Origin of the sequence: Micromonospora sp. NPDC005220 (genome assembly GCF_040607895.1) — a bacterium.
GTDB lineage: Bacteria > Actinomycetota > Actinomycetes > Mycobacteriales > Micromonosporaceae > Micromonospora.
Map to the genome: position 1 here is coordinate 42,219 of NZ_JBEXHP010000002.1, position 16,128 is coordinate 58,346.

Consider the following 16,128-nt stretch of genomic DNA (forward strand, 5'->3'; position numbering starts at 1 on the left):
CCGTCACGGGAAGAACCGGCGAGTCAGGTCACTGTGGCGGCAATTGCGCCAACTGAACGAGGCGTACGCCCTCCCGCCGGGTGACCAGCCGACCACGCCCCGGCGGCAGCGGTCCGGGCCGTACCGGCCCGACGAGTGCGCCCTCCTCGGGGCTGCCCGCCATCACCAGGCCGGCGGTGGACAGCTCCCGCAGGCGCTGCACTATCGGCTCGTACTGGGCGCGGCCCGCCCCACCGGACCGGCGGGCCAGCACCAGGTGCAGCCCGATGTCCCGGGCGTGCGGCAGGTGCTCCTCCAGCGCGCGCAACGGGTTCGCCGGCCCCGCCGCCACCAGGTCGTAGTCGTCCACCAGCACGAACAGTTCCGGCCCGGACCACCAGGACCGGTCCCGCAGTTGTTGCGGGGTGACCTCCGGCCCGGGAGCCCGCCGCTCCAGGTAGCCGGCGGCCGACTCGACCAGGTCGGCGGTGTGCGCCGCGGCGGTGCCGTACCCGATCAGGTGCGGCGTCTCGATGGCGCCGAGCAGGCTGCGCCGGTAGTCGACGAGGATCACCCGGGCCTGCTCGGGAGTGAACCGGGTGATGATCGACGTGGCCAGCGCGCGCAGGAACGAGGACTTGCCGCACTCCGAATCCCCGAAGACCACGAAATGTGGCTCGGTGGCGAAATCGAGCAGCACCGGGCGCAGGTCCGCCTCCGCGATCCCGATCGGTAGCCGCAGCCCGGTCGTCGAGGCGAGGTCCAACTCGGCGTACGGCAGCACCGGCGGGAGCAGCCGCACCCGGGGCGCCGGCGCACCCGCCCAGCCGTCGGCGGCTCTCTTGACCAGGTCGGCGGTGTCCCCGCTGGCGGTGCCGAGCTGAGGCAGCGCGGTGAGGAAGTGCAGGCCCTCCGCGGTCACCCCGCGGCCGGCGCGCTCGGGCACGTTCGCGGCCGCACGGCGAGCGACCAGCGAGTCGGCCGGGTCACCGAGGCGCAGCTCCAGCCGGGAGCCGAACAGGTCCCGGATCGCCGGGCGGAAATCCAGCCAGCGCAGCGCGGTGGCGATCACGTGCAGCCCGTACGACAGACCCCGGGTGGCCAGGTCGGTGACGAGGGGTTCCAGGTCGTCGTACTCGCCGCGGATGGTGCTCCACCCGTCGATCACCAGGAACACGTCACCGTACGGGTCGGCGCCCGGCTGACCGGCCGCCGCCGCTGCCGCCCGACGCTGCCGGTACGCGGCCATCGACTCCACGCCCAGCTCCGCGAAGCGGCGTTCCCGATCAGTCAGCAGTGTGGTCATCTCGCCGACGGTGCGTCGTACGGCGGTCGGGTCGGCGCGACCGGTCACCCCACCGACGTGCGGCAGATCGCGCAGCGCGGCCAAGCCGCCGCCACCGAAGTCGAGGCAGTAGACCTGCACCTCGGCCGGCGTGTGGGTGAGCGCCAGCGCGCAGATCAGCGTACGCAGGGCGGTGGACTTTCCGCTCTGCGGCGCACCGACCACGGCGATGTGCCCGGCGGCGCCGTCCAACGCCAGCCAGAGCAGGTCCCGGCGCTGCTCCAACGGTTTGTCCACGACAGCCATCGGCACGCCGAGTGCGCCGTGCAGCTCCGGGTTGCCCACGGTGAGCCCGCGCTTGGGGTGCACCTCGACCTGGCCGAGCAGCTCGTCCAAAGCCGGCGGCTGACCGAGCGGCGGAAGCCAGACCTGGTGCGCCGGCGGGCCCTGCCCGACGAGCCGATCCACCAGCAGGTCGAGCAGCGTCCTGCCGCCCTCCTCCGCTGCCGCGACGGGCACGACCGGGGTCGCCGGCTCGGGCACCGGTACGACGTGGGTGGTGAAGGTGAGCAGCCGCGCGCCTCCGTCGGCGGCGACGCCGCCCGGCACGGCCCGGCGACGGACGGCACCGGAGACGTACGCGGCCTTGAACCGGGCCAGTGGGTCGGTGCCGGCACGCAGGTAGCCGTGGCCCGGTGAGCGGGGCAGTTCGTGCGCGTCCGCCACGCCGAGCACCGTCCGGGACTCCAGCGCCGAGAACGTGCGCAACCCGATCCGGTACGAGAGGTGGGTGTCCAACCCGCGCAGCCGGCCCTCCTCCAACCGCTGGCTGGCGAGCAGCAGGTGCACGCCGAGCGACCGGCCCAGCCGGCCGATCTGCACGAACAGGTCGATGAAGTCGGGCTTGGCGGAGAGCAGTTCGGAGAATTCGTCGCAGATCAGCAGCAACGACGGCAGCGGGGCGAGCGGGCTGCCGGCCGTCCGGGCCCGCTCGTAGTCGCGCACGCTGGCGAAGTTGCCGGCGCGGCGCAGCAACTCCTGGCGGCGGACCAGTTCCCCGTTGATCGCGTCCACCATCCGGTCGACCAGGGGCAACGCGTCGGCCAGGTTGGTGATCACGGCCGCGGTGTGCGGCAGCCGCTCGAACGAGCTGAAGGTGGCGCCGCCCTTGAAGTCGACAAGCACGAAGTTGAGCTGTTCCGAGCTGTGCGTGGCGGCGAGCCCCAGCACCAGCGTGCGGAGCAGCTCGGACTTCCCCGAGCCGGTCGCCCCGATGAGCAGGCCGTGCGGGCCCATGCCGTCCTGGGCGGACTCCTTGAGGTCCAGCTCGATCGCGCCGCCGTCCGCGCCCACCCCGATCGGCACCCGCAGCCGGTCCCGCGTCGAGCGCGGCAGCCAGCCCTGTTCCGCAGTGAAGCTCTCCGGGTCACCGAGGCCGAGCAGCTCGGGGAGGCCCAGGTCGGCCTGGAGCGGGGCGCCCGGTCCGCGGGCCGCGCCGGCGAGCCGCAGCGGCGCCAACCGTCGGGCGACCGCCTCGGCGTCGGCCAGGTCCAACTGGTCGGCGGTGCCCACCTCGGCGTGCCCGTCGGAGGAGAACGAGTGCAGGCGCCGGCCGTGCAACTCCAGCAGCAGCGCGTACCGGTCCAGCAGTCGGGGCGGCGGGGTGTCCAGGTCCAGCACGGTGACCGCGTCGATGCCGCCGTCGCCGGTCAGGTCACTGGCACCGGTCAGGTCGCCGCCGTCGAGGACCACCACCACGTGCGGACCATCGGTGGCCGGGCCGGCCGGGCTGAACCGGGACCGGGTGGCCAGCACGTCGGCCAGCAGCGACTCCAACTCGGCGGCGGAGCTGGTGACCAGCCGGACCGGGCCGAGCGCGTCGGTGCGGCCGGGATGGTGGGCGTGCGGGAGCCACTTCACCCACTCCCAGCAGGCTCGGCGCTCCGGCCCGGCGCAGACCGCGATGAGCAGTTCGTCGGGGGCGTGGAAGACCGCCAGCTGGGTCAGCACGGCCCGGACCAGGGCCTGAGCCGCCGGGTCGCCGGTGGGTGGGCCGCCGGTGGTCGGGGTGGTCGCCCGTCGGCCCGCAGGTCGGACGTGCACCCGGGCAAAGCTGCGCAGCGACAGCGCCACCGGCAGGTCCGGCACCACGGAGTACGCGTCCAGGAAGCGGCGTAGCGCGCCGGCGGTCATCGGCTCGAGCTCCTCCAGCGGCCGGGTGACCGGTGGGACGAGTGGGGTGGCCAGGGTCTGCGGCCCGACGGCGACGCGCACCACCGCGAAGTCCGGGTCGGCGGGGCGCCGCTCCCAGACCCGGTGGCTGTCCACCGTCGACCAGAGCAGACCCGGATCCGGGTGCCGGTAGAAGAGCCCGGCCCGTTGCTGGCCCGCGGTCCGCCGGACCCGCCGCCGCAGCGTGGCCAGGTGGCGCAGGTACTCCCTGCGGGCGGCCATCATCTCGGACTTCTTCGGGGTGCCGGAGGCGCTGCCCCAGGACGTCACCAGCATCGCCAACGAGGAGAGCCCGAACATGCCGCCCACCACGTACGAGTAGGCGCCGCCGCCCCGGCCGAACATCATCGCCATCGCCACCGTGCCGCCGAGCATGGGCAGCAGCATGAGCATCTGCTGCCAGCGTCCGCCGGCCAGCACGGGGATCTCCGGCGGTGCCTCGACCGACAGCTCACCGGCGGGAATCTCCGGCGCTGGTCGGCGCGGCGGGCGCTTGATGACGACGGTGGACACTCGGCCTCCTGACAGCGCTGGGTAACCCGAGCCTGGCTCATGGTAGGTAAAGTCCTGTCGTCCGCGCAGCCTCCGATCCCCCTCGATATGGAGACCAGTCGATGACAACCGGGCTGGCCCGCGTCACCATCAGCGCGCCGCAACGACGGGTGGACGTCGCCCTGCCGGAGCAGGTGCCCCTGGCTGAGCTGCTGCCCGACGTGCTCCGGCACGCCGGTGTCGGGCTGGCCGACGACGGCGAGCAGCACGGCGGTTGGGTGCTGCGCCGCACCGACGGGGCGTTGCTGGTGACGGCGCAGGCGCTGCTGCCGCAGGGCGTCCGCGACGGGGAGGTGCTGCACCTCGTGCCGGCCCGCGCGCACTGGCCCGAGTTGGAGTACGACGACGTCATCGAGGCGATCGCCGACGGTGCCCGCCGACGCGGCGGCGCCTGGTCGCCCACCGCCACCAGGGCAGCCGGTCTGGCCGGTGCCGCCGTACCGCTCGGGGTCGGGCTGCTCGCGCTGCTCGCCGGTGGCCCGACACAGCGGGTCGGTTGGCTGGCGGCCGTCGCGGTGGCGCTGGTGCTCACCGTGGCCGGCACGGTGGCCTCCCGCGCCAACGGCGACGGCGCCGCCGGCGCGACGCTCGGCGGCTACGCGCTGCCGTACGCGTTCGCCGCCGGCGCCCTCGCGGTCGGCTCCGGCGACCCGGTCGGGCCGTTCGGGCCGGCCCGCTGGGTGGGCGCCCCCGAACTGCTGGCCGGCTCGGTCGCGCTGCTGCTGGTGGCGTTGATCGGCCTGCTCGGGGTGGCCAGCCGGTTGCGGGTCTTCGTGGCCGGGGTCACGGTCGGCCTGATCGGCGCGGGGGCCGCGCTCGGTGGGCTGCTGATGACCACGGCCGGTACGGCGGCGGTGCTGCTCAGCGCACTGGTCTTCGCCATCGGCGTGATCCCGCTGCTGGCCATCCGGCTGGGCAAGCTGCCCCTGCCGCCGATCACCCTGCCGGCCTCGACCACCGCTGAGGAGCCGGAGCGGGCCCGGGACCTACCGGACCGGAGCCGGGTGCACGCAGCGGTGATCCGTACCGAGGAGATGCTGACCGGAATGCTGATCGGCCACGCCCTGCTGGTGGTGGCCACAGCGGTCGTACTCGTGGTTGCCGGCGGCACGGCCGGTCGGGTGCTGGTGGCGGTCACCTCGGCCGTGCTGCTGCTGCGGTCACGGCTGTTCGTGGCGTTGCGACACCGGGTGCCGACGGTGCTCGCCGGGCTGGCCGGCTACGCGGTGCTGGGCGCGGTGCTGGTCGGTCGGGCCGATGAGGCCGGGCGGTTGGTGCTGGTCCTCGGCGGGGCGGCGCTTGCCCTGGTGGCGGTGGCCAGCGGCACCGCCTACGCCCGCCGGCCGGTCTCGCCGTACCTCGGCAGGGTCGCGGACCTCACCGACACGGCCCTGGTGGTCGCCGTGGTGCCGATCGCCTGCGCGGTGCTCGACCTGTACGACCGGGCCCGAGGGTTGCTCGGTTGAGCGACCCTCGGGCCCGGTGCGTCAGTGGTCGTCAGTGGGTGGATTCGCCGCGCGCCTCGGCGTCCCTGGCCCGCTGGTAGGAGGCGTGGATCTCGGCCTCGGCCTCGGTGCGGCCGACCCAGGTCGCGCCCTCCACCGACTTGCCGGGCTCCAGGTCCTTGTACACCTCGAAGAAGTGCTGGATCTCCAGGCGGTCGAACTCGCCCAGGTGGTGGATGTCGCGCAGATGCTCCTGGCGGGGGTCCTCGTAGGGCACGCAGAGGACCTTGTCGTCCCCGCCCTTCTCGTCGGTCATCCGGAACATGCCGATGGTGCGGCAGCGGATCAGGCAGCCCGGGAAGGTCGGCTCGGGGACCAGCACGAGGGCGTCCAACGGGTCGCCGTCCTCGCCCAGCGTGCCCTCAATGAACCCGTAGTCGGCCGGGTACTGGGTGGAGGTGAAGAGGGTGCGGTCCAACCGGATCCGTCCGGTCTTGTGGTCCACCTCGTACTTGTTCCGGTGACCTTTGGGGATCTCAACCGTCACGTCGAAATCCATCTGCACGCTCCCTCGTCTGCCCACGCTGGCTAACGGAACCACTGGCGGCCCTCCGGACAGGTGAATGCCCACCCGCCGACTCCGGCCGCCGCATAGTCTTCGGACCGAAGTAGTGTCACCCAAGCCGATTTTCGCTGGGGGAGGAGGGGGTCGTGGGGAGGGAAGATTCACACTACCGCCCGGACGGGGGCTCCGCGCACGGTACCGGACGATCCGGCTCCGGCAGTGCCAAGGGGCGGGTTCCGGTGCCGGAGGCGCACCTCCCCCGGGCCCCCGAACCACCGACTCCGGCACCGGAGACGGTGCCCGAGCGGCCCCCGCCGCTGCCCTGGCGTCCGCCGGCCGGCTCGGCATCGCCGACACCCCCGAACATCGGTCACCCCCCGGCCGCCGGCGGCGACCAGCCGGTGAGCGGCCCGCCGCGCGGCAGCGCCACGGTCCCGGTCAGCCCGTCGTCCGGGCCGGCCGCCCCCGACCCGGGCGGGGTCCCCCCGTTGGGCCCACCGATCTCCGCGTTGCCGGCACCCGCCGACGCCGCACCCGCACCCCCGCCCGCCGCGCCGCGCCGGCGGAGGCGGCTGCCGGTGGTGCTGGCCGCCGTGCTCGTGCTGGTGCTCGCCAGCGTCGGAGTCGTGATCACCCGTCCCGGCCCGGTAGCCGGGTGGCTGGGCGACGACGCCGGGTCCGGGCCGAAGGCGGCTGGCGTGACCCCGGAACCCGCCCCGTCGGACGTGCTGGCCGGCCCGGATGCCAACGCCCCGCTGCCCACCCCGGACGGGGTTCGTGCCGTGCTCGATCCACTGGTCGGGGTCGCCGCTCTGGGTGACCGGGTGAACGTCTCGGTCGCCGACGTGATCACCGGTCAGACGCTGTTCGCCAAGGGGGCGGACGACGGCACCGTCCCCGCCTCGGTGACCAAGCTGGCGACCGCGGTGACCGTGCTGGCGGCCCGGGGGCCGGGCTACCGGATCCCCACTCGTGCGGTGGCCGGCGCGACGGCCGGCGAGGTGGTGATCGTCGGTGGGGGCGACCCGACCCTCGCGATCAACAAGAAGGGCTACTACCCGGGTGCGGCGCGCCTCGACGACCTGGCCGCCCAGGTGCGTACCGCGCTCGGTGGCACACCCCCGACCAGCGTCACCGTGGACGGCTCGGTCTACTCCGGCCCGGTCTACGGCCCTGGCTGGGACTCCGACATCCCCACCGGCGGGTCGGGCGGCGCGGTCACCGCGTTGATGACCGACGGCGCCCGGACGGACCCGGGAGTCGAACACGGGTCGGCCCCGCGGTTCGCCGAGCCGGACCTGGCCGCCGGCAAGGCGTTCGCTCGGTTGCTCGGTGTGCCGACCGACGCCGTGAAGCGCGGTACGGCTCCGGCCCAGTCGGCGGCCGGCGGCAACCCGGCACCGGGCACCGAGCTGGGCGTGGTGCAGTCTCCGCCGCTGATCCGGCTGGTCGACGTCATGATCAGCGAGAGCGACAACCTGGTGGCCGAGGCGCTCGCCCGTCAGGTCGCGTTGGCCCGCAATCAGCCCGCCTCGTTCGACGGAGGCGCCGCCGCCATGGACGCCGAGGTGGCGGAGTTGGGCCTGCCCGCCGACGAGATCAGCGTCTCCGACGGCAGCGGCCTGTCCCGTCGTAACCGGATCAGCCCGTCGCTGCTGACCGATCTGATCCGGCTGGCCGCCAGCCCGGACCATCCGGAGTTGGCAGGCGTCTTCGGTGGTCTGCCGGTGGGCGGCTGGTCCGGCACCCTGAACGAGCGCTACCGCAACACCGCCGGCACCGCCGCGGGCGAGGGCAGCGTCCGGGCCAAGACCGGCACGCTGACCGCCGTGCACTCCATCGCGGGGCTGGTCACCACCGCCGATGGCCGGCTGTTGACCTTCGCGGTGCTCACCGACAACGTGCCGGGCGACCGGGACACCGCCCAGCCGGCGCTGGACCGGATCGCCGCCGCGCTGGCCGGCTGCGGCTGCGGCTGACCGTCGCCGGTCCGGGGTGACGCGGTCGCCATCGGTGTCGATCGAGGGCGCGAGCCCGGGCCGGGGTGTCGCGGCGCGGGTACGGTGGGTCCATGGCGCAGTTCGTGGACTGGGATCTGGCCGCCGCCACGGCGGGGGCGTTGAGCAAGTCTGGCCCCCGCGTGTCGTACGCCGAAGCCACCGACGTGGTCGGCGACCTGCGCCGGCTGACCGACGAGGCGGCCGGGCACGTGGCCGACTACACGGGGCTGCGGGCGCAGGTGTCGCATCCGCCGGTCCGGGTGGTCGATCGCCGTGACTGGGCGGCGACCAACATCGCCGGGCTCCGCGAGGTGATCACTCCGCTGGTGAGTCGGCTCTCCGGCGACAAGCAACCGGGCGTGTTGACGGAGGCGATCGGGTCCCGGCTGACCGGGGTGCAGGCCGGCACGGTGCTGGCCTACCTTTCCGGCCGGGTGCTCGGCCAGTACGAGGTCTTCTCGGCTGAGCCGGGCCAGCTGCTGCTGGTCGCCCCGAACATCGTCGAGGTGGAGCGCAAGCTCGGCGCCGACCCTCGGGATTTCCGGCTCTGGGTGTGTCTGCACGAGGTCACCCACCGCACCCAGTTCACGGCCGTGCCGTGGATGCGGGCCTACTTCCTCAGCGAGGTGCAGGCGTTCGTCGACGCCTCGTCCAGCGGGAGCGAGCACCTGGTCGAGCGGTTGCGGCGCGGGGTGGCCACGTTGTCCGAGGCGGTCCGTGACCCGGACAGCCGCACCAGCGTGCTGGACATCGTGCAGACCCCGGCACAGCGGGCCGTACTGGACCGCCTTACCGCGTTGATGACCCTGCTGGAGGGGCACGCCGAGTTCGTGATGGACGGCGTCGGCCCGCAGGTGATCCCGAGCGTGGAGCGGATCCGGGCGTCGTTCAACCGACGCCGGGAGGCGGGCAACCCGCTGGAGAAGGCGATCCGCCGGCTGCTCGGCGTGGACGTCAAGATGCGCCAGTACGCCGAGGGGCGCAAGTTCGTGCACGGCGTGGTGGAGCGGGTCGGCATGGACGGGTTCAACTCGATCTTCAACTCGCCGCTGACCCTGCCTCGACTGTCGGAGTTGGGCGACCCGGATGCGTGGGTCGCCCGGGTGCACGGCCCGGCCGGCACCATCCCGGCCGCCGGCTGACCGCCCGCCGGTGGCCGCGCTCGCTGCGCCGGTGGCCGCGATCCGGGTGGCGGTCCGCCGTGCCCTGACCGGTCTGCCGTCCGGCGGTCCGGTGCTGGTCGCCTGCTCCGGTGGTGCCGACTCGCTCGCGCTCGCGGCGGCCACCGTGTTCGTGGCACCTCGGCTGGGCCGCGCCGCGCTGCTGGTCAGCGTCGACCACGGCTTGCAGGACGGCTCCGCGGAGCGCGCCGAGGCGGTGGCCGCCTGGGGGCGGGGGGTCGGTTTCGGGTCGGCGACGGTGGTCCGGGTGGAGGTGGCCGGGCGTCCCGGCGGGCCGGAGGCGGCTGCCCGCGAGGCTCGCTACCAGGCGCTCACCGAGGTGGCCCGGCAGCGGAACGCGGTGGCGGTGCTCACCGGGCACACCCGCGACGACCAGGCGGAGACGGTGCTGCTCGCGCTCGCCCGGGGCGCCGGCCCACGGGGGCTGGCCGGGATGCCCGCCCGGCGCGATCTGGGCGGGGTGCCGCTGCTGCGCCCGCTGTTGGAGATCGGTCGGGAGCAGACCCGCGCCGCGTGCGCGGTGCTCGGGCTGAGCCCGTGGCAGGACCCGCACAACACCGACCCGTCGTACGCCCGGTCGAGGGTGCGGGCCGACCTGCTGCCGGCGCTGGTGCGGGCGCTCGGCCCCGGCGTGGTGGACAACCTCGCGCGTACCGCCCGGCTGGTGGCCGCCGACAACGCCGCGCTCGACGAGTTGGCGGGGACGGCGCTGGCGGCGGCCCGGTGTCCCGACGGTGGGCTGTCCGTGCCGGTGCTGCTCGACCTGGTGCCCGCCGTCCGCGGCCGGGTGCTGCACGCCTGGGCCCGCGAGCTGGGCGCGCTGCCCGGTGCGCTGTCCCACCGGCACGTCGCCGCTCTGAACGCCCTGGTCACCGATTGGCACGGTCAGGGTCCGACCGAGCTGCCCGGGGGCGTCCGGGTGCTCCGCCGCGACGGCCGGCTGGCCCCGGGCTGAGGCTCCTGGTCAGCCGCTGTGTGCCCGGTCCCGGAAGGTGGTCCGGTAGCTGTGCGGGGTGGCGCCGACCCGGCGGCTGAAGTGGTGGCGCAGCGCGGCCGCGTCGCTGAAGCCGGACTGGTCGGCGACCGCCTCCACGCTCAACGGGGTCTCCTCCAGCAGCCGCCGGGCGAGCAGCACCCGCTGGTTGGTGAGCCAGTCGTGCGGGGTGGTGCCGGTCTCGGCGCGGAACCGGCGGGCGAACGTGCGGGGCGCCATGCCGGCGCGGGCGGCCAACTCTTCCACGGTGATCGTCCGGTCCAGATGCCCCATCAGCCACTCCAGCACCGGTTCGAGGGTGGGCGCCTCGGGCGCCTTCGGGATGGGCGCCTCGACGTACTGGGACTGGCCGCCGTCGCGGTGCGGCGGGACCACCATCCGACGGGCCAGCCGGGTCGCGGTGGCCGAGCCGTGCTGCTGGCGGACCAGGTGCAGGCAGGCGTCGATGCCGGCCGCCGTGCCGGCGCTGGTGAGCAGCCGACCGTCCTGGACGTAGAGCGAGTTGCAGCGCACCCGGGCGCGTGGGTGCCGGCGTTGCAGCTCGTCCACGTACCGCCAGTGGGTCGTGCACTCCCGGCCGTCGAGCAACCCGGCCGCACCGAGCAGGAAGGCCCCGGAGCAGACGCTGAACAGGTGTGCTCCCCGGGCGTCGGCCCGGCGTAGCGCGTCGAGCACCGGGCCGGGGACGGTGGTGCCCTGGCTGTGCGCGGGGACGGCCACCAGGTCGGCCTCGTCGACCGGGCCGAGGTCCGCGTGGGGGGTGAGGTGGAAGCCGGACGAGGTACGCACGGGAGCGCCGTCCGGGCTGCACACCTGGAAGCGGTAGGCGGGGAAACCGTCGGCTGTCCGGTCGGTGCCGAACACCTCGGCGAGCACGCCGAGCTCGAAGGGGGCGACCTGGTCGAGAGCGAGGACGGCAACGGACCGCAGCATGTGACGAGGGTAACCCGACAGGTGGCAGTAAATCGATGACCAATGGCATTCCTGCCACTGTCCGGTCGCTACGTCAGGTCGCAGACTGGTCTCAGTCCGGTGCGCACCGGCGGCGAAACCAACAGCAATCATGCGAAAGCGAGCGCCGCCATGGAGTTCCTGCTCTTCCTCCTGTTCCTCGTCCTGCTTGTCGCCGCCTCGGCCGCCGGCCTCACCGTCGACAGCCACGACTCGGCCGACTGGAAGCCCAGCGACGGTGGCCGCCGGTGGCGGTCGCGCACCAACTGATGTGATTAGCGCCGATTGCGCCGAAAATCCTTGGCCGGACCGCGCCAAAAGGTGCGGCCCCGCCGACGGAGGCCATCCGACGTACGGCAGGCTAGGAGTCATGGCTGACGGCTCCTGGTACGACGCCGACATCGACCACGTGATCATTTCTGAGGCGCAGATCCGCGAGAAGACGGCGGAGCTGGCCAAGCAGGTCTCCGCCGACTACGCCCACGTGGGCGACGGGCTGCTGCTGGTGTGCGTACTCAAGGGCGCGGTGATGTTCATGGCGGACTTCGCCCGGGCGCTGGGCCGTAACGGCCCGCCGGCGGAGCTCGACTTCATGGCCATCTCGTCCTACGGCCAGGGCACCACCTCCTCCGGGGTGGTGCGCATCCTCAAGGACCTGGACCGGGACATCGCCGGTCGGCACGTGGTCGTCGTCGAGGACATCGTCGACTCCGGGCTCACCCTCTCCTGGCTGCTGCGCTACCTCGAGTCGCGCTCGGCGGCGAGCGTCGAGGTGGTCGCCCTGTTCCGTAAGCCGGACGCGGTGAAGGTGCCGGTCGGAGTGAAGTACGTCGGCTTCGACATTCCCACCGAGTTCGTGGTCGGGTACGGCCTCGACTTCGCTGAGCGCTACCGCGAGCTGCCGTACGTCGGGGTGCTCAAGCCCGAGGTCTACGCCCGCTCCTGACGCCGGGCCCGACCTGTCCGGCGGCCCGCCGGTCGGCATGAGCCGGACTCGCATCGGCATCCATCAAGCCGACGTTCAGCGCGCTCTCAGCTGATGCGGTTACCGTGTAGCTCGGTGGCCCGGAGGTTACTCCGCGCTCGACCCCCTCGATCGCGTGACCGGGCGTTCGGGTGGCCGAGCCGGACTCCCCGCCACGCCGGCTCCACCCGGGCTCGTCGTACGTTGGCTGCGGGGCTGGTGGGCCTGCCCACGGTGCGTGTCGTCGATGTCGAAGGCGCGCCGAGTGTGCGGGCTCGCAGACTCGCTGCTGGCGTGCACGGTCTTTTGACGGTGTACGACTGCGGGGCTCGCAAGCTCACTCCTCGCGTACACGGTGTACCGTCGAATGACCGCGGCGCGGCAGTTTTCGCGCCTCGGGGTCGAGGCCGGCCCGCACGGCGGCTCCGGCCGCCGCTCACCGCGGCGACACCATCAGACGGTCAGGACGTCGATCAGGAGGATGCGGGCGCTCCGGCGCTCGACAACAGTATGGAACGTACGCGTTTCTTCCGCCGACCGGTGGTCTGGATCATCCTGGTCATCCTCGGCGCCGTTGTGCTCAGTCAGCTGTTCACCGCTGGTCCCAGCTACCACCGCGTGGACACTTCCGTTGCGCTCGATCAGCTGCACACCGCCAAGATCAACAAGGTGGTCTTCCAGGACAAGGAGCAGACGCTCCAGCTGGACCTGGCCCAGAAGACCAAGTTCGGCAAGACCGAGACCAACAAGATCGAGGCCCAGTTCCCGTACCAGGTTGGTGACCAGATCTGGAACGAGGTGCTGGACGCCAAGGCGGCCAACCGGGTCACCGGCCCCGCCGACGCCAAGGTCTCCTCGGACAGCATCTGGGTGAGCCTGCTGGTCAACCTGCTGCCGATCGCGCTGCTCGTGCTCCTGCTGCTGTTCTTCATGTCGCAGATGCAGGGCGGCGGCTCCCGGGTGCTCAACTTCGGCAAGTCCAAGGCCAAGATGATCACCAAGGACACTCCGAAGACGACCTTCGCGGACGTCGCGGGTGCCGAGGAGGCCGTCGAAGAGCTGTACGAGATCAAGGACTTCCTGCAGAACCCGGCCAAGTACCAGGCCCTGGGCGCCAAGATCCCGAAGGGTGTGCTGCTGTTCGGCCCGCCCGGCACCGGCAAGACGCTGCTGGCCCGCGCGGTCGCCGGCGAGGCCGGGGTGCCCTTCTACTCCATCTCCGGCTCCGACTTCGTGGAGATGTTCGTGGGCGTCGGCGCCAGCCGGGTCCGCGACCTGTTCGAGCAGGCCAAGACGAACGCCCCGGCGATCGTCTTCGTCGACGAGATCGACGCCGTCGGCCGGCACCGTGGCGCCGGCATGGGCGGCGGCCACGACGAGCGGGAGCAGACGCTCAACCAGCTGCTCGTCGAGATGGACGGCTTCGACACCAAGGGTGGGGTCATCCTCATCGCGGCCACCAACCGGCCGGACATCCTCGACCCGGCGCTGCTGCGCCCGGGCCGGTTCGACCGGCAGATCCCGGTGGACGCCCCCGACATGGAAGGCCGCAAGGCCATCCTGCGGGTGCACGCCAAGGGCAAGCCGTTCACGCCCGACGTCGACCTCGACGCGGTGGCCCGTCGCACGCCGGGCTTCAGCGGCGCCGACCTGGCCAACGTGATCAATGAGTCGGCCCTGCTCACCGCTCGCAAGGAGCAGCGGGCGATCTCCAACGACTCGCTCGAAGAGTCGATCGACCGGGTGGTCGCCGGTCCGCAGCGGCGGACCCGGGTGATGAGCGACAACGAAAAGAAGATCACCGCGTACCACGAGGGTGGCCACGCGTTGGTCGCCTGGGCGCTGCCGCACGCCGCGCCGGTGCACAAGGTGACGATCCTGTCCCGTGGCCGCTCGCTGGGCCACACCCTGGTGCTCCCGACCGAAGACAAGTACACCCAGACCCGCGCCGAAATGATCGACACCCTGGCGTACGCACTGGGCGGTCGGGCCGCCGAGGAACTGGTCTTCCACGAGCCGACCACCGGCGCCGGCAACGACATCGAGAAGGCCACCCAACTGGCCCGCGCGATGATCACCCAGTACGGCATGAGCTCCAAGCTCGGCGCGATCAAGTACGGCACCAGCGGGGACGAGCCGTTCCTCGGCCGCAACATGGGCCACGAGCGGGACTACTCGGACTCGGTGGCCGCCGAGATCGACGGCGAGATGCGGGCACTGGTCGAGCTGGCGCACGACGAGGCCTGGGAGATCCTGGTGGAATACCGGGACGTCCTGGACAACATCGTGCTCGAGCTGATGGAGAAGGAAACCCTCTCCACGGCCGACATGGCACGGATCTGCTCCCGGGTGGTCAAGCGCCCGCCGCTGGCGCCGTACAACGGCTTCGGCAAGCGCCAGCCGTCCACCGAGCCGCCCGTGCTCACCCCCGCGGAGAAGGACAAGCTCAAGGCGCAGGCCCAGGCCGACGGCGCGCAGGCGTCGGTCGGCGGTGGCGTGCCGTCCAACAACTCGGACGGCACGCACTGAGCAACGACCCGACGGCCAGCTCCCCGCACCGGGAGCTGGCCGTCTCCGCGACCGAACCCGACGGCGACGACGGGCTGGACTACGTTGCCGCCCGGCTGATCAGCGGCCGGTTGACCGGGCGCCCGATCGAGGACGCGGTCGACCTCGGCCGGATCGAGAAGGCCGTCCGCGAGATCCTGATCGCGGTCGGCGAGGACCCGGACCGCGACGGACTCCAGCAGACCCCGGCCCGGGTCGCCCGCGCGTACGCCGAACTCTTCGCCGGCCTGCGGGTCGACCCGGCCCAGGTGCTCAGCACCACCTTCGAGGCCAACCACGAAGAGCTGGTCATCGTCCGGGACATCGACGTGATGAGCCTCTGCGAGCACCACCTGCTGCCGTTCCGGGGCAGCGCGCACATCGGCTACATCCCCGGCCCCGACGGGCGGATCACCGGCCTGTCCAAGCTGGCCCGACTCGTCGAGGTCTTCGCCCGTCGGCCGCAGGTGCAGGAACGGCTCACCTCGCAGGTCGCCGACCTGCTGATGAGCAAGCTCGCACCACGCGGGGTCGTCGTCGTGCTGGAATGCGAACACATGTGCATGGCGATGCGCGGCATCCAGAAATCCGGTGCCAAGACCATCACGTCCGCCGTACGCGGCGTCCTGCAGTCGGACTCCAAGTCGCGGGCCGAGGCGATGGCGCTGATCATCCCCCGCTGACACCGCGGAGGTGTTGTCAGCCGGCGAGCAGGGCCAGCAGCAGACCTGCCGTGGCCAGCACCGCCGGCACCAGGCACACCAACGCGCCGAAGCGCACCGTACGGTCCAACCGCTCGGTGGGGCTGACCCGGAACAACCGCCCGATGCTGATCCAACCGGCAACGAACGCGACCGCCGGCATCGGCAGCCCGCAGATCAACGCCGCCACGCTGGCCGGTCCCACCCCCGTCGCCGCCAGCACCGCGACCTGGATCAACGGCACCAGCAGCGCGAACGGCCCGTACACCAGGAGGTTGCGCGCTCGCGCGGGCCAGGACGCCGGCCGGAACCGGCGGCGCGCGGCCAGCGCCGCGTCCGCCGCCTCGGCCCAACCCCGCGCGGCCCGCAGCGCCGCCAGCACGGCCGCCGGGCCACCCGCCATCGACCGGGCCGCCTCGGTCAGCTCCGGCGGTGACGGCACCAGGGAGATCGCCGGTACGCCCAGCTCGCGCAGCCGCTCCTGCTGACTCGCCAGCCCGGTACGGACCACCGTCAACTCCTCCCGGGCGGCCTCCGCCGACCGGGAGTGCTCACCGGCGGCGGCAGCCGCGCTACGGCGTACCCCGTCCAGCTGGCGGGCGGCCGCAAGGTACTCCGCCCAGGCCGCGCTCGGCTCGACCGCCGGCGGCGGAGCATCCCCGGTCGCCGCGGCAGCCCGCTGCCGCCCCGGCCCGATCACCGTCGCGGTCGGATCCACCTCGACACCCTTCG

At 73.0% G+C, this 16,128-nt stretch carries 12 protein-coding genes; 8 read left to right on the top strand and 4 right to left on the bottom strand.

Annotation, left to right across the window (positions count from 1 at the left end):
* Positions 1–28: 28 nt before the first annotated feature.
* Positions 29–4,009: a type VII secretion protein EccCa gene (eccCa, locus tag ABZU52_RS01195; protein WP_354969088.1), complete on the bottom strand. Its 3,981-nt coding sequence runs from the start codon at positions 4,007–4,009 to the stop codon at positions 29–31.
* Between the two features lie 101 nt (positions 4,010–4,110).
* Between eccCa and eccD the strand changes: the two genes are divergently transcribed.
* Positions 4,111–5,514, top strand: a complete 1,404-nt coding sequence (gene eccD / locus ABZU52_RS01200; RefSeq protein ID WP_354969089.1) for a type VII secretion integral membrane protein EccD — start codon at positions 4,111–4,113, stop codon at positions 5,512–5,514.
* Between the two features lie 31 nt (positions 5,515–5,545).
* Here the strand turns inward: eccD and ABZU52_RS01205 are convergent, their stop codons facing one another.
* Entirely contained in the window at positions 5,546–6,052 is a 507-nt protein-coding gene (locus ABZU52_RS01205; protein WP_210780802.1) for an inorganic diphosphatase, read from the bottom strand.
* Positions 6,053–6,567: 515 nt separating this feature from the next.
* Here ABZU52_RS01205 and dacB point away from each other — a divergent pair.
* From dacB to tilS, 3 genes are all read left to right on the top strand, one after another.
* A complete protein-coding gene (gene dacB, locus ABZU52_RS01210; RefSeq protein WP_354969227.1) occupies positions 6,568–8,037 on the top strand; it encodes a D-alanyl-D-alanine carboxypeptidase/D-alanyl-D-alanine-endopeptidase in 1,470 nt (489 codons plus the stop codon).
* 92 nt (positions 8,038–8,129) lie between these two features.
* Positions 8,130–9,200 (top strand): zinc-dependent metalloprotease, encoded by a 1,071-nt coding sequence (locus tag ABZU52_RS01215; protein ID WP_354969090.1) that lies wholly within the window; start codon positions 8,130–8,132, stop codon positions 9,198–9,200.
* 10 nt (positions 9,201–9,210) lie between these two features.
* A complete protein-coding gene (gene tilS, locus ABZU52_RS01220) occupies positions 9,211–10,194 on the top strand; it encodes a tRNA lysidine(34) synthetase TilS (RefSeq protein WP_354969091.1) in 984 nt (327 codons plus the stop codon).
* A gap of 9 nt (positions 10,195–10,203) precedes the next feature.
* Here tilS and ABZU52_RS01225 read toward each other — a convergent pair whose 3' ends face one another.
* The gene (locus tag ABZU52_RS01225; RefSeq protein ID WP_354969092.1) at positions 10,204–11,166 is read right to left on the bottom strand and encodes a helix-turn-helix domain-containing protein; all 963 of its coding nucleotides are present in this window, start codon (positions 11,164–11,166) and stop codon (positions 10,204–10,206) included.
* A 150-nt stretch (positions 11,167–11,316) separates the two neighbouring features.
* On the opposite strand from ABZU52_RS01225, the gene ABZU52_RS01230 reads away from it, so the two are divergent.
* From ABZU52_RS01230 to folE, 4 genes are all read left to right on the top strand, one after another.
* Positions 11,317–11,454 (top strand): hypothetical protein, encoded by a 138-nt coding sequence (locus tag ABZU52_RS01230; RefSeq protein WP_354969093.1) that lies wholly within the window; start codon positions 11,317–11,319, stop codon positions 11,452–11,454.
* A gap of 100 nt (positions 11,455–11,554) precedes the next feature.
* Positions 11,555–12,130: a hypoxanthine phosphoribosyltransferase gene (gene hpt, locus ABZU52_RS01235; RefSeq protein WP_354969094.1), complete on the top strand. Its 576-nt coding sequence runs from the start codon at positions 11,555–11,557 to the stop codon at positions 12,128–12,130.
* Positions 12,131–12,658: 528 nt separating this feature from the next.
* Entirely contained in the window at positions 12,659–14,677 is a 2,019-nt protein-coding gene (gene ftsH, locus ABZU52_RS01240; protein ID WP_354969095.1) for an ATP-dependent zinc metalloprotease FtsH, read from the top strand.
* A gap of 35 nt (positions 14,678–14,712) precedes the next feature.
* A complete protein-coding gene (folE, locus tag ABZU52_RS01245) occupies positions 14,713–15,378 on the top strand; it encodes a GTP cyclohydrolase I FolE (RefSeq protein WP_354969228.1) in 666 nt (221 codons plus the stop codon).
* 16 nt (positions 15,379–15,394) lie between these two features.
* Here folE and ABZU52_RS01250 read toward each other — a convergent pair whose 3' ends face one another.
* Positions 15,395–16,114, bottom strand: a complete 720-nt coding sequence (locus ABZU52_RS01250; RefSeq protein WP_354969096.1) for a hypothetical protein — start codon at positions 16,112–16,114, stop codon at positions 15,395–15,397.
* Between the last annotated feature and the right edge of the window lie 14 nt (positions 16,115–16,128).

Excerpts from the sequence above, each read along its gene's own strand:
- eccD (WP_354969089.1), top strand. The coding sequence starts at position 4,111 with ATGACAACCGGGCTGGCCCGCGTCACCATCAGCGCGCCGCAACGACGG.
- ABZU52_RS01205 (WP_210780802.1), bottom strand. The coding sequence starts at position 6,052 with ATGGATTTCGACGTGACGGTTGAGATCCCCAAAGGTCACCGGAACAAG.
- ABZU52_RS01215 (WP_354969090.1), top strand. The coding sequence starts at position 8,130 with ATGGCGCAGTTCGTGGACTGGGATCTGGCCGCCGCCACGGCGGGGGCG.
- ABZU52_RS01225 (WP_354969092.1), bottom strand. The coding sequence starts at position 11,166 with ATGCTGCGGTCCGTTGCCGTCCTCGCTCTCGACCAGGTCGCCCCCTTC.
- ABZU52_RS01230 (WP_354969093.1), top strand. The coding sequence starts at position 11,317 with ATGGAGTTCCTGCTCTTCCTCCTGTTCCTCGTCCTGCTTGTCGCCGCC.
- hpt (WP_354969094.1), top strand. The coding sequence starts at position 11,555 with ATGGCTGACGGCTCCTGGTACGACGCCGACATCGACCACGTGATCATT.
- ftsH (WP_354969095.1), top strand. The coding sequence starts at position 12,659 with ATGGAACGTACGCGTTTCTTCCGCCGACCGGTGGTCTGGATCATCCTG.